Raw genomic sequence first — 21,875 nt, 5'->3', positions numbered from 1 at the left:
CCGTAGACAGCGAAAAACTCAGCCGCCGAACTCGTGCAGGCCCTTGAGCGCCTGGTCGAGCAGCGCCTGACGGCCGTCGAGCTCCTTCTGGAGCTTGTCGGCCTTCGCGGTGTTGCCCGCCGTGCGCGCGGCCTCGATCTGGCCCTGGAGCTTGTCCACGGCGGCCTGCAGCTGACCGGTGAGACCCTCGGCGCGCGCACGCGCCTCCGGGTTCGTCCGGCGCCACTCGGCCTCCTCGGACTCCTGCAGCGCCCGCTCGACCGCGTGCATCCGGCCCTCGACCTTCGGCCGGGCGTCACGCGGGACGTGGCCGATGGCCTCCCAGCGCTCGTTGATGGACCGGAACGCCGCGCGGGCCGCCTTCAGGTCCGTCACCGGGACGAGCTTCTCGGCCTCGTCCGCGAGCTCCTCCTTGAGCTTGAGGTTCTCGCCCTGCTCGGCGTCGCGCTCCGCGAAGACCGCGCTGCGCGCCGCGAAGAACACGTCCTGGGCGCCGCGGAAGCGGTTCCACAGGTCGTCCTCGTGCTCGCGCTGGGCGCGGCCCGCCGCCTTCCAGTCGGACATCAGCTCGCGGTAGCGCGCGGCCGTCGGGCCCCAGTCCGTGGAGCCCGAAAGCGCCTCGGCCTCCGCGACCAGCTTCTCCTTGGCCTTGCGGGCGTCCTCGCGCTGCGCGTCCAGGGACGCGAAGTGGGCCTTGCGGCGCTTGGAGAACGCCGAGCGGGCGTGCGAGAAGCGGTGCCACAGCTCGTCGTCGGACTTGCGGTCGAGGCGGGGCAGCCCCTTCCAGGTGTCCACCAGAGCCCGCAGGCGCTCACCGGCCGCACGCCACTGCTCGCTCTGGGCCAGCTCCTCGGCCTCCGCGACCAGCGCCTCCTTGGCGTGCCGCGCCTCGTCCGACTGCTTGGCCTTCTGGGCCTTGCGCTCCTCACGGCGCGCCTCGACGGTCTCGACCAGCTTGTCGAGCCGCTTGCCGAGCGCGTCCAGGTCGCCGACGGCGTGCGCCTCGTCGACCTGCTGGCGCAGGTGGTCGATGGCGGTCGTCGCGTCCTTGGCCGACAGGTCGGTCGTCTTCACCCGGCGCTCGAGAAGTCCGATCTCGACGACCAGACCGTCGTACTTGCGCTCGAAATAGGCCAGGGCCTCCTCAGGAGAACCTGCCTGCCACGATCCGACCACTCGCTCGCCGCCGTCGGCCGTACGCACGTACACGGTCCCCGTCTCGTCGACGCGGCCCCACGGGTCGCTGCTCACAGCGCCTCCTCCACATGATGCCTGCACAAGGCCACGGGCCCCCGGCATCGTCCACAGTTTCGTCACCGCCAACATAGGCGACCGGCGGGGCGGCTGTCCGCATCCAGCGCGAGCGAAATTCGCCCGCCGGTGGTCAGGATTTACGTACGGTGGCCTTGTCGATGACGACCGTCGCGTTCGGCGCGCCGTCTCCCTGGCCGCTGCTCTCACCGGCCGCGGCGATCTTCTTGAGGACCTTCATGCCGGCGTCGGAGACCGTCCCGAACGGTGTGTAGTCGGGCGGCAACTGGCTGTCCTGGTAGACGAGGAAGAACTGGCTGCCGCCGGTGTCGCGGCCCTTCTTCGTGTCCGGCTTGTACTTGTTCGCCATGGCGACCGTGCCCGCCGGGTACACCCCGCCCTTGAGCCGCTTGTCCTTCAGATTCTCGTCCGGAATGGTGTAGCCGGGATCGCCCTCGCCGGTGCCCTTGGGGTCGCCGCACTGCAGGACGTTGACGTTGCCCGCGGTGAGGCGGTGGCACCTCGTGTGGTCCAAGTACCCCTTGTCGGCCAGGAACTTGAACGAGTTCACGGTGTGCGGGGCCTTCGCCGCGTCCATGTCGACGCCTATGTCGCCGCACGTCGTGGCGAGCTTCATCTCGTACGAGGCCGACTTGTCGACAGTGAGCGCGGGCTCCTTCTTGAAGGACAGCGGCTTGATCTTGCCCGGCGCGGCCTTGCCGCAGGGGTCCTCGGGCTTGCTGGGCGTCGGCGTCGGGGCCGCGTCGTCCTTCGTCGAGCCACCGTCGTCGAAGGCGCCCGCCGCGTACGACACCGCGCCGCCCGCCACCACCAAGGCGACCGCACCGGCGATCACCGCGTTGCGCATCCGCCGCCGGCGTCGCGCGGCCTCCCGCCGCTGCTGCTGCCGCAAGAACTTCTCCCGCGCGAGCTGCTTGCGCCGCTGTTCCTGGCTGACCACCGGGTGCACTCCTTGTACGTCTCGGTCGGCGCGTCCGTCGTACGTCGCCTGGGTCGTCGTCGCGCGGCGTGACCGGCCGCGTGTGCCCCGTACCGTATATGGGTTAGCTGTGGAATCGGCAGCGCCGGTAGGCTCTGAACTGCCGCAATCTCCGCTGCCACCTCCGCCGGACGACGAAACGAAGGACGATCGTGCTCATTGCCGGGTTTCCCGCCGGGGCCTGGGGGACCAACTGCTACCTGGTCGCCCCCGCCGCCGGCGAGGAATGCGTGATCATCGACCCGGGGCACCAGGCCACCGAAGGAGTCGAGGAAGCGCTCCGGAAGCATCGGCTCAAGCCCGTCGCCGTCATCCTCACCCATGGCCACATCGACCATGTCGCGTCGGTCGTCCCGGTCTGCGGCGCGCACGACGTGCCCGCCTGGATCCACCCCGACGACCGGTACATGATGAGCGACCCGGAGAAGGCCATCGGCCGCTCCTTCGGCGCGCAGCTGCTCGGCGAGCTCACCGTGGGGGAGCCCTCCGACCTCAGGGAGCTGGCCGACGGCGAGAAGCTGAAGCTCGCCGGGCTCGACTTCTCCGTCGCGCACGCGCCGGGGCATACGAAGGGGTCGGTGACCTTCCAGCTGCCCGAGTCCGCCGAGGTCCCCTCGGTGTTCTTCTCGGGCGACCTGCTGTTCGCCGGCTCCATCGGACGCACCGACCTGCCCGGCGGATCGCACGCCGACATACTCGAGTCGCTGGCACGCGTGTGCCTGCCGCTCGACGACTCGACCGTGGTCCTGCCCGGCCACAACGAGCACACGACCATCGGCCGTGAGCGCGCCACCAACCCGTATCTGCGCCAGGTGGCCGCCGGCCTGGGAGCCGACGCTCCCCGACGAGGAATGTGACGAGAGAAAACCCGTGAGTACCTTCCAGGCCCCCAAGGGCACGTACGACCTGCTGCCGCCGGACTCCGCGACCTACCTCGCCGTCCGCGAGGCCATCGCCGCGCCGCTGCGCAACTCCGGGTACGGCTATGTGGAGACGCCCGGCTTCGAGAACGTCGAGCTGTTCGCGCGCGGTGTCGGCGAGTCGACCGACATCGTCACCAAGGAGATGTACGCCTTCGAGACGAAGGGGGGCGACAAGCTCGCGCTGCGCCCCGAAGGCACCGCCTCCGTGCTGCGCGCCGCCCTCGAGGGCAACCTGCACAAGGCGGGCAACCTCCCGGTCAAGCTCTGGTACTCGGGCTCGTACTACCGCTACGAGCGCCCGCAGAAGGGCCGCTACCGCCACTTCTCCCAGGTCGGCGCCGAGGCGATCGGCGCGGAGGACCCGGCGCTCGACGCCGAGCTGATCATCCTGGCCGACCAGGCCTACCGCTCGCTCGGCCTGAAGGAGTTCCGCATCCTGCTGAACTCCCTCGGCGACAAGGAGTGCCGTCCCGTCTACCGCGCCGCCCTCCAGGCCTTCCTGCGCGAGCTGGACCTGGACGAGGAGACACGTCGACGTATCGACATCAACCCGCTCCGCGTCCTGGACGACAAGCGCGCCGACGTGCAGAAGCAGCTCGTGGGCGCGCCGATGCTCGCCGACTACCTGTGCGACGCCTGCAAGGCGTACCACGAGCAGGTGCGGGAGCTCCTGACCGCGGCGGGCGTCGGCTACGAGGACGACCCGAAGCTGGTCCGCGGTCTCGACTACTACACGCGCACCACCTTCGAGTTCGTCCACGACGGCCTCGGCTCGCAGTCCGCGGTCGGCGGCGGCGGGCGCTACGACGGCCTGTCCGAGATGATCGGCGGCCCCGCGCTGCCGTCCGTGGGCTGGGCGCTCGGCGTGGACCGCACGGTGCTCGCCCTGGAGGCGGAGGGCATCACGCTCGACCTGCCCGCGGCCACCACCGTGTTCGCGGTGCCGCTCGGCGAGGAGGCGCGCCGGGTGCTTTTTGCCAAGGTGACGGAGCTGCGCCGGGCCGGGGTCGCCGCCGACTTCTCGTACGGCGGGAAGGGGCTCAAGGGCGCGATGAAGAACGCCAACCGCTCGGGTGCCCGCTTCACCGTCGTCGCCGGCGAGCGTGATCTCGCCGAGGGCGTCGTCCAGCTCAAGGACATGGAGTCCGGCGAGCAGGAGGCGGTCGCGGTGGACGAGGTCGTGGCCGTGGTGAAGAGCAAGCTGGGCTGATGCTGTGGGCTGGGCCCCGGGTGCGGATGCGCGCCCGGGGCCCAGCCATGTCCCTGGGGTGCGCGGGCCGAGGCTTTCCGGTCAGCGCTCCGGGCCTGGTCGGCGTCCGGGTCAGCCCTCCAGGAGCCCGTGCCGCATCGCGCTCGTCACTGCCGCTGTCCGGTCGGCCACCTCCAACTTGCCGAAGACGCGCAGCAGATGCGTCTTCACCGTCGACTCGCCGATGTGCAGCCGACGGCCGATCTCGGCGTTGGTGCAGCCCTCCGCGACGAGCCGCAGGACGGCCGTCTCACGTTCCGAAAGACGCGGCCGCTCCGGCCTGGCGCGCAACTGGTCCACGAGGCGGGCCGCCACGGACGGGGCGAGGACGGTCTCGCCGCGGGCCGCCGCCCGCACCGCGTCGGCGAGTTCACCGCGGGCCAGGTCCTTGAGGAGATAGCCCGCCGCGCCCGCCTCGACGGCACGCAGGATGTCCCGGTCGGTCTCGTACGTGGTCAGGACGATGACCCGGCACGGAAGGCCCGCCTCCGTCATCCGTACGATCGCGTCCGCGCCGTCGCCGCCTGGCATCCGCAGGTCCATCAGGACGATGTCGGGGCGCAGCCGGGCGGCGAGCGCCTCGGCCTGTGGTCCGTTGGCCGCCTCGGCGACGACGTCCAGGTCGGGCTCGGCGCTGAGCATGGCGCGCAGGCCTTCGCGGACGACGGGGTGGTCGTCGGCGAGCAGGACACGGATCACGGCGCGGTCCTTTCCGAGGGGGCTGCGGGGGTGGCGGTGGGGTGCGGCGGTTCGTGGGCGTCAGGTGTGCCGTCGGGCTCGGGGAGCGGCAGCCGGACCGTGACCGTCGTGCCCCCGCCGGGAGCGCTGACCACCTCGGCCGTGCCGCTGACCTCGGCGGCCCGCGTGCGCAGCCCGCGCAGCCCGAAGCCCTCGTGGGGGGCGCCGGTGTTGAAGCCGCACCCCGAGTCGCTGACCGCCAGCGTGAGCTCGCCCGGCCGGTAGCCGAGGGCGACCCGCACCTCGGCGTCGGGGCCCGCGTGCTTCGCCGCGTTGGCCAGCGCCTCCTGACAGGAGCGCAGCGCGACGACCTCCAGGCCCGGAGGCAGCGGCCGGGCGGCGCCGGTGACCGTAACTGCGGCGCCGTGGCGGGCGGCGACCCGGCGCAGGGCGTCCGGCAGAGAGCCGCCGCGCAGGTCGTCCGGGGCGCGTCCGGCCACGAGGGACCGGGCCTCCGCGAGGTTCTGCCGGGCCGTGGCCTGCATCAGCTCCAGATGGCGACGGGCCGCCGCCACGTCGTGGTCCAGCTCCGCGTCGACGGCCTGGACCAGCATCAGGAGGCTGGTGAACCCCTGGGCGAGGGTGTCGTGGATCTCGCGGGACATGCGCTCGCGCTCGGCCAGGGCGCCGCGCTCGGCGGACAGACGGGCCACCTCCCCGCGGCTCGCCTCCAACTCCGCGATGAGGTCGGCGCGCTCCTGGCTCTGGGCGATGATGCGAATGATCCAGGTGCCGAGCGCCGCGCCGAACACCAGGGACACCACGGCGCCCACCGAGTTGAGGAAGACGTCCTGCGCGTCCGGCCGCCACACCAGTGCCCAGCCCGCCACCGGCACCACATTGATCACGGCGAGGGTGACCATGGCGCGGCGGACCCGCAGCGCGATGAAGCACTGCGGCACCAGGGCGAAGGTCAGCAGGCGGGTCTCGGTGACGAGGACGCCGGACGCCACGAACAGCACCGTGGCCACCGCGAGATAGCGCACCGCCCGACGCTGGTCGGCGCCCTCGGTGAGCAGCACCGGCCGACCGCTGACCACGTACCAGACGAGGAGCAGGACGACCAGCACGGCCGACGCCGGGCGGGCGGCGCCGCCGGGGACCTCGACGCCGAACGCCAGGACCAGCGTGCCGACCCACACGACGGCGAAGTAGCAGTCCCAGAGCAGGAAGCCGCGGTCCCACTGGTTGCTGCCCCGGGGACCGGGCTCCGCGCTCACCCGTCCCGGCGGCTCTTCCAACGGAAGGTCAACAGACACAGCGCCAATCCTCCGACGCACCAGGCCGTGAGCACCAGCGCGATGCGCCCGTACTCCCAACTCCCCGCCTGCTCAAGGACCTGGGCCGACTCCGGCAGGAACACCCCGCGGAAGCCCTGGCACATCCACTTGAGCGGGAACAGGGCGCCGAGCGTGAGCATCCAGTCCGGGACCGTGTCGATGGCTATATAGACACCGGAGATGAACTGCAGCACCAGGAACGGCAGGACGACCACGGACGAGGCGCTGCGGCCGGACCGCGGGACGCTGCTGACGGCGACGCCGAGCAGCGCGCAGCCCGTCAGGCCGAGCACGAAGATCCAGGCGAAGGTGAGCCACTTCTCCGGGGACGTCGGCAGGTCCAGGTCGAACATCGTCGCGCCGACGACGAGCAGCACCAGGGTCTCCAGGAGGCCGGTGATCAGGACGAGCCAGACCTTGCCGAGGAAGTACGAGACCGGTGGCATCGGGGTGCCGCGCAGGCGTCGCAGCACCTGCTCGTCGCGCTCCATGGCGATGGCGATGCCGAGCGACTGGAAGCTGATGGACATGATGCCCGCGCCGATCATCGCGGCGACGTACAGCTGGGACGCCGTGATGCCCGCGTCCTCCACGTCGTCCTTGAAGATCGACGCGAACAGGAAGAGCAGCACCACGGGGAACGCGAACGTGAACACGCCCTGTTCGCGCTGGCGGAAGAACTGCTTCAGCTCCAGCGCGCCCTGGTGCAGTCCCAGCCACCAGGCGCTGGGAAGCCGCTCGGCACCGGACGCGGCCCGGGTGCGACCGGACAGACGCGGGGTCCGCGGAGTCTCGGGTGTGCCGTGTGAGGTCGTCGTGGTCATCGCTCGTCCTCCTCGGACTTCGGCCCGTCGTCCTGTCCGGTCAGACGCAGATACACGTCCTCCAGGCTGGGGCGGCTGATGCGCAGGCCGGGGATCTCGCCGTCGAAGCGGCTCATCAGCTCGGCGACGGTCCGGGTCGGTGTGGTGGTGCGCAGCTTGCGGGGGCCGCTGCCGGGCTCGGTCCACTCGACGACGGCTTCGCTGCCGTACTCCCGGCGCAGGGCCGCGGGCTCGCCCTCGGCCACGACCCGGCCCCGGGCGATCACCGCGAGGCGGTCGGCGAGGGCCTCGGCCTCCTGGAGGTAGTGCGTGGTGAGGACGACGGTGGTGCCCTCGTCGGCCAGGGCCCGGATGACGTCCCAGAACTGGCGGCGGGCAGCCGGGTCGAAGCCCGTCGTCGGCTCGTCGAGCAGCAGCAGGCTCGGGTCGCCGATGATGCCGAGGGCCACGTCGAGCCGGCGGCGCTGCCCGCCCGAGAGCGCCTTGATGCGGCTGTCCGCCTTCTCCTGGAGGCCGACCAGATCCAGCACGTCCTGCGGCCGGCGAGGTCGTGGGTAGTACCGCGCGAAGTGGCTCACCGTCTCGCGCACCGTCAGTTCGGCGGGCGCCGACTCGTCCTGCCAGACGATGCCGACGCGGGCCCGCCAGGCGCGGTCCGCCGTCGCCGGGTCGGCGCCCAGGACGGACACCTCGCCCCCGTCGCGCGTGCGGTGGCCCTGGAGGATCTCGACGGTCGTGGACTTGCCCGCGCCGTTCGGCCCGAGGATGCCGAACACCTCGCCGTGCGTCACCGTCAGATCGATGCCGTCCACGGCCGTCACGGGGCCGTACCTCTTGCACAGCCCACGGACGTCGACAGCTGGTTGATGCGTCGTCATGACATCGAGCCTCCCGCCGGAGCGAACACGACGGGACCCCCATACGTATCTGATTGTGTCCACCGATCGGTGGACACACAGCTACGTACGGCACAATGTCCCTGCCCGCAGGCCCCCACGAGCGACGGAACGGCGTGATGAGCAAATCCACCTCGGTGAAGCAGCCAGTGCAGGACGGCGCCGCGGCCGGTCAGGACCACGAGGACGCGCCGGGAGCCGTCGGTGGCAGCAGGGCGCTCGCACTGCTCCTGGTGATCACCGGAGCCGCCGGGCTGCTCGCCTCCTGGATCATCACGCTCGACAAGTTCGAGCTCCTGAAGGACCCGAACTTCCAGCCGGGCTGCAGCATCAACCCGGTCGTGGCCTGCGGCAGCATCATGAAGAGCGACCAGGCCGAGGCGTTCGGCTTCCCGAACCCGATGCTGGGCCTCGCCACGTACGCGGTCGTGATCGGTGTCGGCATGAGCCTGCTCGGCCGCGCGCGTTTCCCGCGCTGGTACTGGCTCACGTTCAACGCGGGCACGCTCTTCGGCGTCGGCTTCTGCACCTGGCTGATGTTCCAGTCGCTGTACCGCATCAACGCGCTGTGCCTGTGGTGCTGCCTGGCCTGGGCGGCCACCATCATCATGTTCTGGTACGTCACGGCCTTCAACGTCCGCAACGGCTTCCTGCCCGCGCCGCGCTGGCTGAAGACGTTCTTCGAGGACTTCTCGTGGGCCCTGCCCGTCATGCACCTCGGGGTCGTCGCCATGCTGATCCTCACGCGGTGGGGCGCCGACCTCTGGGCCTGACCGGTCCTGCCGGGCACCCCGGCCCGATTGTCAGTGGGGTGGCATAGGGTTTTCGACGTGGAGCCCGACCTGTTCACCGCCGCAGCCGAAGACCGCCAGGAGAAGGACCCGTCCAGCAGTCCCCTGGCCGTCCGGATGCGCCCGCGCACCCTCGATGAAGTCGTCGGACAGCAGCATCTGCTCCGGCCCGGATCGCCGCTGCGCAGACTCGTGGAGGGCGGCAGCGGGCCCGCGGGCCCGTCGTCGGTGTTCCTCTGGGGCCCGCCCGGCATCGGCAAGACGACCCTGGCGTACGTGGTCTCCAAGGCGACGAACAAGCGCTTCGTGGAGCTGTCCGCGATCACCGCGGGCGTCAAGGAGGTCCGCGCGGTCATCGACGGCGCCCGCCGCGCGATGGGCGGCCACGGCAAGGAGACCGTCCTCTTCCTCGACGAGATCCACCGCTTCAGCAAGGCCCAGCAGGACTCCCTGCTGCCCGCCGTCGAGAACCGCTGGGTGACACTGATCGCCGCGACGACGGAGAACCCGTACTTCTCCGTGATCTCCCCGCTCCTGTCCCGCTCCCTGCTGCTCACCCTCGAGCCGCTCACGGACGATGACCTGCGCGGACTCCTGAAGCGGGCCCTCACCGACGAGCGCGGCCTCGGCGGCACCGTCACCCTGCCCGATGACGCCGAGGAGCACCTCCTGCGGATCGCGGGCGGCGACGCCCGGCGTGCGCTCACCGCTCTCGAAGCGGGCGCGGGCTCGGCCCTCTCCAAGGGCGAGAAGGAGATCACGCTCCAGTCGCTCGAGGAGTCCGTCGACCGGGCGGCGGTCAAGTACGACCGCGCCGGAGACCAGCACTACGACGTCGCGAGCGCCCTGATCAAGTCCATCCGCGGCTCGGACGTGGACGCGGCCCTGCACTATCTGGCCCGCATGATCGAGGCGGGCGAGGACCCCCGCTTCATCGCCCGCCGCCTGATGATCTCGGCCAGCGAGGACATCGGCCTCGCCGACCCGACGGCCCTGCCCACCGCCGTCGCCGCCGCCCAGGCCGTCGCCATGATCGGCTTCCCGGAGGCGGCCCTCACCCTCAGCCACGCCACCATCGCCCTCGCCCTGGCCCCGAAGTCGAATGCCGCGACGACGGCCATAGGCGCCGCCCTCGAAGACGTCCGCAAGGGCCACGCGGGCCCCGTCCCGCCGCACCTGCGCGACGGCCACTACAAGGGCGCGGCCAAGCTGGGGCACGCCCAGGGCTATGTCTATCCGCACGACCTGCCCGAGGGCATCGCCGCCCAGGAGTACGCCCCGGAGGCGCTGCGCGACCGCGAGTACTACACCCCCACCCGCCACGGCGCCGAGGCCCGCTACGCCGACGCCGTGGAGTGGACCAGGAAGCACCTCGGCCGCAAGCGGCCCTGACGGCCCTGCGCCGCGACCTGTGTCGCAAGCGGTCCCGACCGCCCTGTAGAATCCCTCGGAGTGCTGCGTCCCGTGTCCGGTCTCGTACCGGCACCACCAGAACGGGACATCCAGCCGGAGCCCCCGCCCTCGGGCAGGGAGGTTCCAGGAGCGTCGCGCACCGTCGAAGGTGTCGCGGGCAGCCCACCACCCTCCCGGATCCCGGGACACGGTCGGTGGGCCACTCGCGTGCTGCACATAGTGCCCAGACCAGGGAACGGCTGCCAGGTGAGTCCGACCGACCGGACCCATCGGGTTTCCCAGGCTGCGGATGCGACCTCCCCTAACCCTGGTGAAGCCGATTTCGTACAGAAAACAGAGGTGTTTGGTTCATGCCGAACCAGTCCCGCCCCAAGGTCAAGAAGTCGCGTGCCCTCGGCATCGCGCTGACCCCGAAGGCCGTCAAGTACTTCGAGGCCCGCCCCTACCCGCCGGGCGAGCACGGCCGTGGCCGCAAGCAGAACTCGGACTACAAGGTCCGTCTGCTCGAGAAGCAGCGGCTGCGCGCGCAGTACGACGTGTCCGAGCGTCAGCTCGTCCGCGCCTACGAGCGTGCCGCGAAGACCCAGGGCAAGACCGGTGAGGCCCTGGTCATCGAGCTGGAGCGTCGTCTCGACGCCCTGGTTCTGCGTTCGGGCATCGCCCGCACCATCTACCAGGCCCGCCAGATGGTCGTCCACGGCCACATCGAGGTCAACGGCCAGAAGGTCGACAAGCCGTCCTTCCGCGTGAAGCCGGACGACGTCGTCATGGTCCGCGAGCGCAGCCGCCAGAAGCCGCTGTTCGAGGTCGCGCGCGAGGGTGGCTTCGCCGCCGACGGCGAGACCCCGCGCTACCTCCAGGTGAACCTGAAGGCCCTGGCCTTCCGCCTGGACCGCGAGCCGAACCGCAAGGAGATCCCCGTGATCTGCGACGAGCAGCTCGTCGTCGAGTACTACGCCCGCTGACCCGGACGTAGCCTCACCTGCTTCAGCCCGCCGTCTCCCCGCCCCGCGTGGTCGGGGAGACGGCGGGTTCGCGCGTTTCCGGGGCCCCCGGCGGGCCCGGCACCTCACCGTGGCCCGGGCGGCACGCCCCGGCCACGTCCGCGCGCCGACGCAGCGCCCGCGAGACCGCCACATCGGGGCTCAGCGCGGCGCCCGCCCGCACACACGCCTCGTACCGCTCGTCGCCGAGCTGCTCCCGGGCCTGCGTCTCGCACAGGACGTGCGGCCCGCCGAAGTGCTCCGAGCCGAACAGCGGCAGCCCCACCGACGGCCAGATCCGCGCCGCGGCACCCTGAAGCACCGCCGCCTCCGCCGCGTCGCCCTCCGCGACCGTGAAGAGCGCGAGCAGCTCGACGGCGAGCACCGTGCCCAGCAGGTCGTGGAAGGCGTGGTCCAGGTCAAGGCACCGGGTCACCAGGTCCCGCGCCTGCCCGTGCTCGCCGTGCGTCCAGGCCGCGTAGCCGAGGACGTACAGGGCGTACGCGAGTGCCCAGCGCTCCCCGTGGTCCTCGCAGACCTGGCGCGCGTCCTCGCACAGCTCCACCGCGTCCCCGAGCGCCCCCTGGAAGGCCAGCGCCATCGCCAGCTCGACCTGGCCCATCAGGACGTTGCTGTTCAGCTCCCCGATCCGGCGGTACTGCTCCAGCGCCGTGCGCAGCAGCTGCTCCGCGCGCGGCATGTCGTCCGTGACGAGGGCCAGACAGCCCATGCGGTGCACCGCGTACGCCGCCGCGACGTCGCTGCCGGTGCGCTCCGCCGTGTCCTTGCACTCCTGGAGCGCGCACAGCGCAGGCACCGTGTCGCCCTGGAGGATCGCCACGTACCCGAGCACCCACAGCGCCTTCAGCCGCGACTCCTCGTGCGCGCCCTCCAGCTCGACGGCCCGCTCCAGCCAGTGCCTGCCCTCCGCGAGGCGCCCGCAGCCCACCCAGCAGAACCACAGCGTGCCCGCCAGGTACTGGCCGAGGTGCGTCTCGTCCGGCTCGGTCAGACAGAACTCCAGGGCGGTGCGCAGATTGGGCAGCTCGCACTCGACGAGCGTGGCCACCTCCCGCTGCCGGGGCGAGAACCAGTCCAGCTCGCACCAGGTGGCGAGCCCCATGTACCAGTCGCGGTGCCTGCGCCGCATCCGTGCCGCGTCGCCCGCCGCCTCCAGCCACTCCGAGCCGTACGCCCGGACCGTGTCGAGCATCCGGTAGCGCACCCCCGTCGGACTCTCCTCGCGGGAGACCACCGACTGCGCGAGCAGCTCGTCGAGCACGTCCAGGACATCGTCCGCGTGCAGCCCGGCACCGCTGCACACGTACTCGACCGACTCCAGGTCGAACGGCCCGGAGAAGACGGAGAGCCGCGCCCACAGCAGCCGCTCCCGCGCCGTGCACAGCTCATGGCTCCAGCCGATCGCCGTCCGCAGCGTCTGATGGCGCGGCGGCACGTCGCGGCGCGTACCGGCGAGCAGCCGGAACCGGTCGTCGAGGCGGGCCAGGAGCTGCCCAGGGGACAGCACCCGCAGCCGCCCCGCCGCCAGCTCCAGGGCGAGCGGGATGCCGTCGAGACGGCGGCACAGCTCCCGCACGTCGGCGAGGTCGCGCTCGTCCGGCGCGAAGCCCGGCAGGCAGGCCGCCGCCCGGTCGGTGAACAGCGCGGCCGCGTCCGACTCCGGCATCGGCGCGAGCGGAAGCACCCGCTCACCGGCCGTGCCGAGCGGCCTGCGGCCCGCCGCGAGCACCCGCAGGCCCGGGCAGCGCAGCAGCAGGTCCCGCACCAGCGACGCCGTCGCGTCCACCAGGTGCTCGAACCCGTCCACGACGAGAAGCAGTTCACGCCCCGTGAGCCGGTCGAGCAGCACCTGCCGCGGCGAGCGGCTCGTGTGGTCCGTCAGCTCCAGGGCACCGGCCACGGCGTGCTCCACGAGATGCGGGTCACGCACCCCCGCCAGCTCCACCAGCCAGGCCCCGTCCCGCGGCCCGACCGCCGCAGCCACCCGCACCGCGAGCCGTGACTTGCCCACGCCGCCGACGCCCGTCACGGTCACCAGACGGGCCGAGGCCAGGGCCGCGGGCAGTGCCGCCAGTTCGGCGGTGCGCCCGACGAAGGCGGTCAGCTCGGCCGGGAGGTTGCCCGCGGCGGGCGGGCAGCCGTGGGAGCGGGCGGAGTCGTTCCGACGGTCGTCGGGGCGCTGAGAGCGTCGCATGGGGTACGGAGCGTACTCAGGCGTAAGCATTCCGTACAATCAGTTCGCCCGGGCTTGCGTGTCCTGCCGCGCTCAAGTGCCGCGTGCGGTAATGCGGTACGGAGCCGGGGCCCCGGCGCGATAGGGTCGGAGGACGACTTTTCGACGTTCGACGACCTTGGGATCCCCAGCGGATCCGGGGCGATGTCTCAGGGAGCGGTGAGCGGTGTCCGGTGGCGAGGTGGCCGGGATCCTGGTGGCCGTCTTCTGGGCGATTCTGGTGTCCTTCCTGGCCGTGGCGCTGGCGAGGCTCGCGCAGACGCTCAGGGCGACCACCAAGCTCGTCGCGGACGTGACCGAGCAGGCGGTGCCGCTGCTCGCCGACGCCTCCACGGCCGTGCGCTCCGCGCAGACCCAGATCGACCGCGTGGACGCCATCGCCACGGACGTCCAGGAGGTCACGTCGAACGCGTCGGCGCTTTCCACGACCGTGGCCTCCACCTTCGGCGGCCCGCTGGTCAAGGTGGCGGCGTTCGGCTACGGAGTGCGCCGGGCCCTCAGTCGTAAGGAAGTGCCCGCCAAGCCGTCACGTCGTACGGTGATCGTGGGCCGCACCCTCCCGTCCGCACGGCGGGGCAAGCGGAAGAAGGACTGACGCAGCGATGTTCCGACGTACGTTCTGGTTCACCGCGGGCGCGGCCGCCGGCGTCTGGGCCACCACCAAGGTCAACCGCAAGCTGAAGCAGCTGACGCCGGAGAGCCTCGCCGCCCGGGCCGCCGACAAGGCGCTCGAAGCGGGCCACCGGCTCAAGGACTTCGCGCTCGACGTCCGCGACGGCATGGCCGAGCGCGAGGCCGAGCTGGGCGACGCCCTCGGCGTGAACGCCCCGGTCGACCCCGAACTGCCCGCACAGCGTCGCTTCGCGCTCGTCGAGCCCGCGACGAAGAAGAACCCCAAGTCCCTCGCCAAGTCGACGGACACGACGTACTCGTACAACCGGAATGAGGACCACTGATGGAGTCGGCTGAAATCCGCCGCCGCTGGCTGAGCTTCTTCGAGGAGCGTGGGCACAAGGTCGTGCCGTCGGCGTCGCTGATCGCAGACGACCCGACGCTGCTCCTCGTCCCCGCGGGCATGGTCCCCTTCAAGCCCTACTTCCTCGGCGAGGCCAAGCCGCCCGCCCCCCGTGTCACCAGCGTGCAGAAGTGCGTGCGCACGCCCGACATCGAAGAGGTCGGCAAGACCACCCGGCACGGCACGTTCTTCCAGATGTGCGGCAACTTCTCCTTCGGCGACTACTTCAAGGAAGGCGCCATCCAGCTCGCCTGGGAGCTGCTGACCTCGCCCCAGGACAAGGGCGGCTACGGCCTGGACCCGGAGAAGCTCTGGATCACGGTCTACAAGGAGGACGACGAGGCCGAGCGCATCTGGCGCGACGTCATCGGCGTCCCCGCCGAGCGCATCCAGCGCCTGGGCATGGGCCCCAACTTCTGGTCCATGGGCGTCCCCGGACCCTGCGGCCCGTGCTCGGAGATCAACTACGACCGCGGCCCCGAGTTCGGCGAGGAGGGCGGCCCGGCCGTCAACGACGAGCGCTACGTGGAGATCTGGAACCTGGTCTTCATGCAGTTCGAGCGCGGCGCCGGCACGGGCAAGGAGGACTTCCCGATCCTCGGCGACCTGCCGTCGAAGAACATCGACACGGGCCTCGGCCTGGAGCGCCTGGCCATGATCCTGCAGGGCGTACAGAACATGTACGAGACCGACACCCTGCGCGTCGTCATGGACAAGGCCACCGAGCTGACCGGCGTGCGCTACGGCGCCGAGCACGGCACGGACGTCTCGCTGCGCGTGGTCGCCGACCACATGCGCACGTCCGTGATGCTCATCGGTGACGGCGTCACGCCCGGCAACGAAGGCCGCGGCTACGTCCTGCGCCGCATCATGCGCCGCGCCGTCCGCAACATGCGCCTGCTCGGCGCCACCGGTCCCGTCGTCGCCGAGCTCGTCGACACGGTCATCAAGACCATGGGCGAGCAGTACCCGGAGCTGCTCACCGAGCGCAAGCGCATCGAGACCGTCGCCCTCGCCGAAGAGGCCGCCTTCCTGAAGGCACTCAAGGGCGGCACGAACATCCTCGACACCGCCGTCACCGACACCAAGGCCGCCGGTTCCACCGTGCTGCCCGGCGACAAGGCGTTCCTGCTCCACGACACCTGGGGCTTCCCGATCGACCTCACCCTGGAGATGGCCGCCGAGCAGGGCCTGACCGTGGACGAGGACGGCTTCAGGCGCCTGATGAAGGAGCAGCGGGAGCGCGCCAAGGCCGACGCCCAGGCCAAGAAGACCGGCCACGCCGACCTCGGCGCCTACCGCGCGATCGCCGACGACGCCGGTGCCACGGACTTCACTGGCTACACCGCCACCGAGAACGAGGCCGTGATCGTCGGCCTCCTCGTCGACGGCGTCTCCTCGCCCGCGGCCACCGAGGGCGACGAGGTCGAGGTCGTCCTCGACCGCACCCCGTTCTACGCCGAGGGCGGCGGCCAGATCGGCGACACCGGCCGCATCCGCCTGGACAGCGGCGCCGTCGTCGAGGTCCGCGACGTCCAGAAGCCGGTGCCGGGCGTGCACGTCCACAAGGGCGTCGTGCAGGTCGGCGAGATCACCGTCGGCGCCCCGGTGTGGGCCTCGATCGACTCCCACCGCCGCCGCGCCATCGCCCGCGCCCACTCCGCCACGCACCTCACCCACCAGGCGCTGCGCGACGCGCTCGGCCCGACGGCCGCCCAGGCCGGCTCCGAGAACCAGCCCGGCCGCTTCCGCTTCGACTTCGGCTCGCCGTCCGCCGTGCCCACGACCGTGATGACGGACGTCGAGCAGCGCATCAACGACGTGCTCTCGCGGGAGCTGGACGTGCAGGCCGAGGTCATGTCGATCGACGAGGCCAAGAAGCAGGGCGCCATCGCCGAGTTCGGCGAGAAGTACGGCGAGCGCGTGCGCGTCGTCACCATCGGCGACTTCTCCAAGGAGCTGTGCGGCGGCACCCACGTGCACAACACCGCCCAGCTCGGCCTGGTCAAGCTGCTCGGTGAGTCCTCCATCGGCTCGGGCGTGCGGCGCATCGAGGCCCTGGTCGGCGTCGACGCGTACAACTTCCTGGCCAAGGAGCACACGGTCGTCGCCCAGCTCCAGGAGCTGGTCAAGGGCCGCACCGAGGAGCTGCCCGAGAAGATCTCCGGCATGCTCGCCAAGCTGAAGGACGCCGAGAAGGAGATCGAGAAGTTCCGCGCGGAGAAGGTCCTCGCGGCCGCCGCCGGTCTCGCCCAGGGCGCCAAGGACGTCCACGGCGTCGCCCTGGTCACCGGCCAGGTCCCGGACGGCACCGGCGCCGACGACCTGCGCAAGCTGGTCCTCGACGTGCGCGGCCGGCTGAATCAAATGTCGGGGGCCAGCGACCGCCCGGCAGTCGTCGCCCTGTTCACCTCGGCCAACGGCAAGCCCCTCACGGTCATCGCCACCAACGAGGCCGCGCGCGAGCGCGGGCTCAAGGCCGGTGACCTGGTGCGCACCGCCGCCAAGACCCTCGGCGGCGGAGGCGGCGGCAAGCCGGACGTCGCCCAGGGCGGCGGCCAGAACGTGGCCGCCATCGGCGACGCGGTCGCCGCCGTCGAGCGCCTCGTCACCGAGACGGTCTGAGGCCCGCCCCGATGACCGAAGGCATCCGTCGCGGGCGCAGGCTCGCGATCGACGTCGGGGACGCCCGGATCGGGGTCGCCTCGTGCGACCCCGACGGGATCCTCGCCACACCGGTGGAGACCGTGCCGGGACGCGACGTCCCGGCCGCCCAGCGCCGCTTGCGGCAACTCGTCGAGGAGTACGAGCCGATCGAGGTCGTCGTCGGGCTCCCTCGCTCCCTCAAGGGGGGCGAGGGCCCGGCCGCCGTGAAGGTCCGCGGCTTCGCCCAGGAGCTCGCCGCCGGGATTGCGCCCGTTCCGGTGAGACTCGTGGACGAGAGGATGACCACAGTGACGGCCAGTCAGAGCCTGCGCGCCTCCGGCGTGAAGTCCAAAAAGGGCAGGTCTGTCATCGATCAGGCGGCGGCTGTCGTGATCCTGCAGCAGGCCCTGGAGTCCGAACGGGCGTCAGGAAGGGCCCCCGGCGAGGGCGTCGAAGTGGTCATCTGATCGCGATACGGTAACGTTCCGCGCGATGCGGCGGCGTTCGAACAGCTGCCGCACAGCATCAAGAGGCGGAACGGTTGCCCTGACATCCAGCCGGCGGCCCCCGCCTCGCGGCTCGTAGGGGATCGATGACTGAGTATGGCCGGGGCCCAGGCTCCGAACCGTGGCATCCCGAGGACCCGTTGTACGGGGACGGCGGATGGGGAGGACAGCAGGCCGACGGCTCGTCCCCCTACGGCGGCCAGGAGCAGTACCACTCCCAGCAGCCGCACCAGTCTCACCAGCAGCAGCCGCACCAGCAGCACCCCCAGCAGTCGCACCACCAGCACCACCCGCAGCAAGGGCAGTACCCGCACCAGCAGCCGCACCCTCAGGGGGCCCAGCAGCCCCAGCACTCCCAGCAGCAGGCTCCCCACGGCGACTGGAACTCGGGCCAGCAGCAGGCCTACGGCTCCCAGGGGTACGACCAGCAGGGCTATGACCAGCAGGGATACGCACCCGCCCAGGCGCAGTACGGCGGCGGGGGCGGTCGGCCCGGCGACGGCGGCTGGGACAGCGGACAGCACGGCCAGGTCCCGTACGGCGGCGACCCCGTGGACCCCTACGGCGGGCAGCCCGGGTCCTACGCCGAGGAGCGCCCCGACTACTACGGCACGCCGGAGGCCTACCCGCCGCCCGAGCCGCCGGGACGTCGGCGCCCCGCTCCCGACCCTGAGCCCGAGACCGACTGGGACCCCGGGCCCGACCAGGGCGAGCACGCCTTCTTCGCGGACGGCGACGACGAGGACGACGACGAACCGGGGCGCGGCGCCGGTCGCGGCGACCGGCGCGGCCGTGGTGGCAAGAAACCCAAGAAACGCCGCAGCGGCTGCGCCTGCCTGGTCGTGACCGTGGTCTTCGCGGGTGGCCTCGGCGGCGTCGGCTACTTCGGCTATCAGTTCTACCAGGATCGTTTCGGCACGGCCCCCGACTATTCCGGCGACGGCACCGCGTCGAATGTCACCGTGACCATCGAAAAGGGTTCCGGCGGCTATGACATCGGCAATCGCCTCAAGGCCGCCGGGGTGGTCAAGAGCGTCGACGCATTCGTCTCCGCACAGGGCAAGAACCCGGACGGACAGAAGATCCAGGCGGGCGTCTACACCCTCAAGAAACAGATGTCGGCCGCGTCCGCCGTCGAATTGATGCTCAGCCCGAAGAGCCGTAACAACCTCATCATTCCGGAAGGCACGCGAAATGTCCGCGTGTACAGCCAGATCGATGAGCGACTGCAGCTGAAGAAGGGCACCACGAAGGACGTCGCCCACAAGGAATGGAAGAATCTCGGCCTGCCCGAGTGGGCCACGGCCAACATGGCCGGTGAGGCCAAGGACCCGCTGGAAGGCTTCCTCTTCCCCGCCAGCTATCCCGTCGCCAAGGGGCAGAAGCCCGCGGACGTCCTGCGGAAGATGGTGGCCGAAGCCACCGCCAAGTACGACGCGATGGGCGTCGAGGAACAGGCCTCGCAGCTCGGCCTGAAGAACCCGCTCCAGGTCGTCACGGTGGCGAGCCTCGTGCAGGCCGAGGGCAAGTACAAGCACGACTTCGAGAAGGTCGCGACGGTCGTCTACAACCGACTGAAGCCCGGTAACACCGAGACCTACGGCCTCCTCGACTTCGACTCGACGGTGAATTACCTGAAGGGTCAGTCCAAGCTCGCCATCGGCTCCGTCGACGAGCTCCGCAAGCTGAAGGACCCGTACAACACCTACAAGATCAAGGGCCTGCCGCCCGGGCCGATCGGAAACCCGGGCGAGGTCGCGATCAAGTCCGCGCTGAATCCGGCGAAGGGCAACTGGTACTACTTCGTCTCCGTCAGCGCTGACAAGACGCTCTTCGCGGAGACGAACGAGGAACAGAACCGGAACCGCGAGAAATACCTGAAGGAGCAGAACGGACAGTGAGCGTCAACGGCCGGCGGGCCGCGGTACTCGGCTCGCCCATCGCTCATTCCCTTTCCCCGGTGCTGCACCGCGCCGCCTACGCCGAACTCGGCCTCGGTGACTGGTCGTACGACCGATTCGAGGTCGACGAGGAGGCGCTGCCCGGGTTCTTCGAACAGCTCGGGCCCGAGTGGGCGGGGCTCTCCCTCACGATGCCGCTGAAGCGCGCCGTGATCCCGCTGCTCGACTCGGTCAGCGGCACCGCCGCGTCCGTGGAGGCCGTCAACACGGTCGTGCGGACCGGCGACGGGCGCCTCACCGGCGACAACACGGACATCCCCGGCATGATCGCCGCCCTGCGGGAGCGCGGCATCGAGCAGGTCGAGTCCGCCGCGATCCTCGGCGCGGGCGCCACCGCGTCCTCCGCCCTGGCCGCGCTCGCCCGGATCTGCACCGGCGAGGTCGTCGCGTACGTACGCAGCGAGGCCCGCGCCGCCGAGATGCGGCAGTGGGGCGAGCGGCTCGACGTCGAGGTGCGCACCGCCGACTGGGCGGACGCAGAGCGGGCCCTGCACGCGCCGCTGGTCATCGCCACCACCCCGGCGGGCACCACGGACGCGCTGTCCCACGCCGTGCCGGAGCGGCCCACCACGCTCTTCGACGTGCTGTACGACCCCTGGCCGACGACACTCGCGGCGCGCTGGTCGGCGTACGGCGGCGCCGTCGTCAGCGGGCTCGACCTGCTGGTGCACCAGGCGGTGCTTCAGGTCGAGCAGATGACGGGGCGGACGCCGGGACCGCTCGACGTGATGCGCAAGGCGGGGGAGCGGGCGCTCGCGGAGCGCTGACGCCCGCTGGACGGGGCGCGGGCTGCCCCGGCGTCCGTCAGCTGGACCGGGCGCCGGGTCACGCCGCCGGACGTGGGAGGATCGGGGGTGGCGGGCCAGGGCCACGCACCCGGTCGCGCCGCAAGCCGTTCCAGGCGCGAGGATGAGGAGCACCGTTGAGCAGGTTGCGCTGGCTGACCGCGGGGGAGTCCCACGGACCCGCACTGGTGGCGACGCTGGAGGGCCTTCCGGCCGGCGTCCCGATCACCACGGACATGGTGGCGGACCACCTCGCCCGGCGGCGCCTCGGCTATGGGCGCGGCGCACGGATGAAGTTCGAGCGTGACGAGGTCACGTTCATCGGCGGCGTCCGGCACGGCCTGACCATGGGCTCGCCCGTCGCGGTCATGGTGGGCAACACCGAGTGGCCCAAGTGGGAGCAGGTCATGTCGGCCGACCCGGTCGACCCCGCCGAGCTCGCCGAGCTGGCCCGCAACGCCCCGCTGACCCGCCCCCGGCCCGGCCACGCCGACCTCGCGGGCATGCAGAAGTACGGCTTCGACGAGGCCCGGCCGATCCTGGAGCGCGCCTCCGCCCGCGAGACCGCGGCCCGCGTGGCCCTCGGCGCGGTCGCCCGCTCCTACCTGAAGGAGACGGCCGGGATCGAGGTCGTCAGCCACGTCGTGGAGCTGGCCGCGGCCAGGGCCCCGTACGGCGTGTACCCGACCCCCGCCGACGTCGAGAAGCTCGACGCCGACCCCGTGCGCTGCCTCGACGCCGACGCGTCGAAGGCGATGGTCGCGGAGATCGACCAGGCCCACAAGGACGGCGACACCCTGGGCGGTGTGGTCGAGGTGCTCGCGTACGACGTGCCGGTGGGCCTCGGCTCGCACGTGCACTGGGACCGGCGCCTCGACGCGCGGCTCGCCGGCGCGCTCATGGGCATCCAGGCCATCAAGGGCGTCGAGGTCGGCGACGGCTTCGACCTCGCGCGGGTGCCGGGATCCCAGGCGCACGACGAGATCGTCGCCACCGCCGACGGCGTCAAGCGCGCCACCGGCCGCTCCGGCGGCACCGAGGGCGGCCTCACCACCGGTGAGCTGCTGCGGGTGCGCGCCGCGATGAAGCCCATCGCGACGGTGCCGCGCGCCCTCGCCACGATCGACGTGGCCACCGGCGAGGCGGCCAAGGCGCACCACCAGCGCTCCGACGTCTGCGCCGTCCCCGCGGCCGGCATCGTGGCCGAGGCCATGGTGGCGCTGGTGCTCGCGGACGCGGTCGCGGAGAAGTTCGGCGGCGACAGCGTCACGGAGACCCGCCGCAACGTCCGTTCGTACCTCGACAACCTCCAGATCCGGTGACGGCCGACGCGACCGGACCGGTGAGCGGGCCGCGCGTC

General features: G+C 71.5%; 19 protein-coding genes. 12 read left to right on the top strand and 7 right to left on the bottom strand.

What is annotated here, in order from left to right; genetic code table 11:
• Positions 1-18: 18 nt before the first annotated feature.
• Together OO63_RS18865 and OO63_RS18860 are read right to left on the bottom strand one after the other, a co-directional pair.
• A complete protein-coding gene (locus OO63_RS18865; RefSeq protein WP_030360500.1) occupies positions 19-1,251 on the bottom strand; it encodes a DUF349 domain-containing protein in 1,233 nt (410 codons plus the stop codon).
• A 133-nt stretch (positions 1,252-1,384) separates the two neighbouring features.
• The gene (locus tag OO63_RS18860; protein WP_030360499.1) at positions 1,385-2,212 is read right to left on the bottom strand and encodes a peptidylprolyl isomerase; all 828 of its coding nucleotides are present in this window, start codon (positions 2,210-2,212) and stop codon (positions 1,385-1,387) included.
• 191 nt (positions 2,213-2,403) lie between these two features.
• Between OO63_RS18860 and OO63_RS18855 the strand changes: the two genes are divergently transcribed.
• On the top strand, positions 2,404-3,108 hold the full coding sequence (locus OO63_RS18855; protein WP_030360498.1) for an MBL fold metallo-hydrolase: 705 nt from the start codon (positions 2,404-2,406) through the stop codon (positions 3,106-3,108).
• A 13-nt stretch (positions 3,109-3,121) separates the two neighbouring features.
• Positions 3,122-4,384 carry a histidine--tRNA ligase gene (gene hisS, locus OO63_RS18850; protein WP_030360497.1) on the top strand — a complete coding sequence of 421 codons (1,263 nt, stop codon included), beginning with the start codon at positions 3,122-3,124 and terminating at the stop codon, positions 4,382-4,384.
• Between the two features lie 111 nt (positions 4,385-4,495).
• On the opposite strand, the gene OO63_RS18845 is transcribed toward hisS, so the two are convergent.
• Genes OO63_RS18845 through OO63_RS18830 form a run of 4 tightly spaced genes read right to left on the bottom strand, consistent with a single transcriptional unit; the run spans position 4,496 to position 8,143 of the window.
• Positions 4,496-5,122, bottom strand: a complete 627-nt coding sequence (locus tag OO63_RS18845; RefSeq protein WP_030360496.1) for a response regulator — start codon at positions 5,120-5,122, stop codon at positions 4,496-4,498.
• Positions 5,119-6,381, bottom strand: a complete 1,263-nt coding sequence (locus OO63_RS18840; protein ID WP_033264242.1) for a sensor histidine kinase — start codon at positions 6,379-6,381, stop codon at positions 5,119-5,121. The genes OO63_RS18845 and OO63_RS18840 overlap by 4 nt, the downstream gene beginning before the upstream one ends.
• Positions 6,378-7,265 (bottom strand): ABC transporter permease, encoded by an 888-nt coding sequence (locus OO63_RS18835; protein ID WP_078619218.1) that lies wholly within the window; start codon positions 7,263-7,265, stop codon positions 6,378-6,380. Before OO63_RS18835 ends, OO63_RS18840 begins: the two co-directional genes overlap by 4 nt.
• Positions 7,262-8,143, bottom strand: coding sequence for an ABC transporter ATP-binding protein (locus OO63_RS18830; RefSeq protein WP_030360494.1), 882 nt, complete (start codon positions 8,141-8,143; stop codon positions 7,262-7,264). The genes OO63_RS18835 and OO63_RS18830 overlap by 4 nt, the downstream gene beginning before the upstream one ends.
• Before the next feature lie 137 nt (positions 8,144-8,280).
• Between OO63_RS18830 and OO63_RS18825 the strand changes: the two genes are divergently transcribed.
• From OO63_RS18825 to rpsD, 3 genes are all read left to right on the top strand, one after another.
• On the top strand, positions 8,281-8,934 hold the full coding sequence (locus OO63_RS18825) for a vitamin K epoxide reductase family protein (protein ID WP_030360493.1): 654 nt from the start codon (positions 8,281-8,283) through the stop codon (positions 8,932-8,934).
• Positions 8,935-8,991: 57 nt separating this feature from the next.
• Complete coding sequence (locus OO63_RS18820) at positions 8,992-10,344, top strand: replication-associated recombination protein A (protein ID WP_030360492.1); 1,353 nt, start codon at positions 8,992-8,994, stop codon at positions 10,342-10,344.
• 371 nt (positions 10,345-10,715) lie between these two features.
• Positions 10,716-11,330, top strand: a complete 615-nt coding sequence (gene rpsD, locus OO63_RS18815) for a 30S ribosomal protein S4 (RefSeq protein WP_030360491.1) — start codon at positions 10,716-10,718, stop codon at positions 11,328-11,330.
• Positions 11,331-11,352: 22 nt separating this feature from the next.
• On the opposite strand, the gene OO63_RS18810 is transcribed toward rpsD, so the two are convergent.
• A complete protein-coding gene (locus tag OO63_RS18810; RefSeq protein WP_033264241.1) occupies positions 11,353-13,563 on the bottom strand; it encodes an ATP-binding protein in 2,211 nt (736 codons plus the stop codon).
• Positions 13,564-13,768: 205 nt separating this feature from the next.
• Here OO63_RS18810 and OO63_RS18805 point away from each other — a divergent pair, with 205 nt between their 5' ends.
• The 7 genes from OO63_RS18805 to aroC all read left to right on the top strand — a co-directional run bounded on the left by OO63_RS18805 (position 13,769) and on the right by aroC (position 21,837).
• Positions 13,769-14,197: a DUF948 domain-containing protein gene (locus OO63_RS18805; protein WP_030360489.1), complete on the top strand. Its 429-nt coding sequence runs from the start codon at positions 13,769-13,771 to the stop codon at positions 14,195-14,197.
• 7 nt (positions 14,198-14,204) lie between these two features.
• Positions 14,205-14,558, top strand: a complete 354-nt coding sequence (locus OO63_RS18800) for a DUF6167 family protein (RefSeq protein ID WP_030360488.1) — start codon at positions 14,205-14,207, stop codon at positions 14,556-14,558.
• Positions 14,558-17,242, top strand: a complete 2,685-nt coding sequence (gene alaS / locus OO63_RS18795) for an alanine--tRNA ligase (protein ID WP_030360487.1) — start codon at positions 14,558-14,560, stop codon at positions 17,240-17,242. The genes OO63_RS18800 and alaS overlap by 1 nt, the downstream gene beginning before the upstream one ends.
• 23 nt (positions 17,243-17,265) lie before the next feature.
• Positions 17,266-17,730 carry a Holliday junction resolvase RuvX gene (gene ruvX, locus OO63_RS18790; protein ID WP_030360486.1) on the top strand — a complete coding sequence of 155 codons (465 nt, stop codon included), beginning with the start codon at positions 17,266-17,268 and terminating at the stop codon, positions 17,728-17,730.
• 125 nt (positions 17,731-17,855) lie between these two features.
• Entirely contained in the window at positions 17,856-19,670 is a 1,815-nt protein-coding gene (gene mltG, locus OO63_RS18785) for an endolytic transglycosylase MltG (protein WP_063750424.1), read from the top strand.
• Positions 19,667-20,497 carry a shikimate dehydrogenase gene (locus OO63_RS18780; RefSeq protein WP_030360484.1) on the top strand — a complete coding sequence of 277 codons (831 nt, stop codon included), beginning with the start codon at positions 19,667-19,669 and terminating at the stop codon, positions 20,495-20,497. Before mltG ends, OO63_RS18780 begins: the two co-directional genes overlap by 4 nt.
• Positions 20,498-20,652: 155 nt before the next feature.
• Positions 20,653-21,837, top strand: a complete 1,185-nt coding sequence (gene aroC, locus OO63_RS18775) for a chorismate synthase (RefSeq protein WP_030360483.1) — start codon at positions 20,653-20,655, stop codon at positions 21,835-21,837.
• The last annotated feature ends 38 nt before the right edge of the window (positions 21,838-21,875 follow it).

It is taken from the genome of Streptomyces alboflavus, assembly GCF_000716675.1.
In the GTDB taxonomy this organism is placed as follows: domain Bacteria; phylum Actinomycetota; class Actinomycetes; order Streptomycetales; family Streptomycetaceae; genus Streptomyces; species Streptomyces alboflavus.
This window is presented reverse-complemented; position numbering and strand designations above follow the sequence as displayed.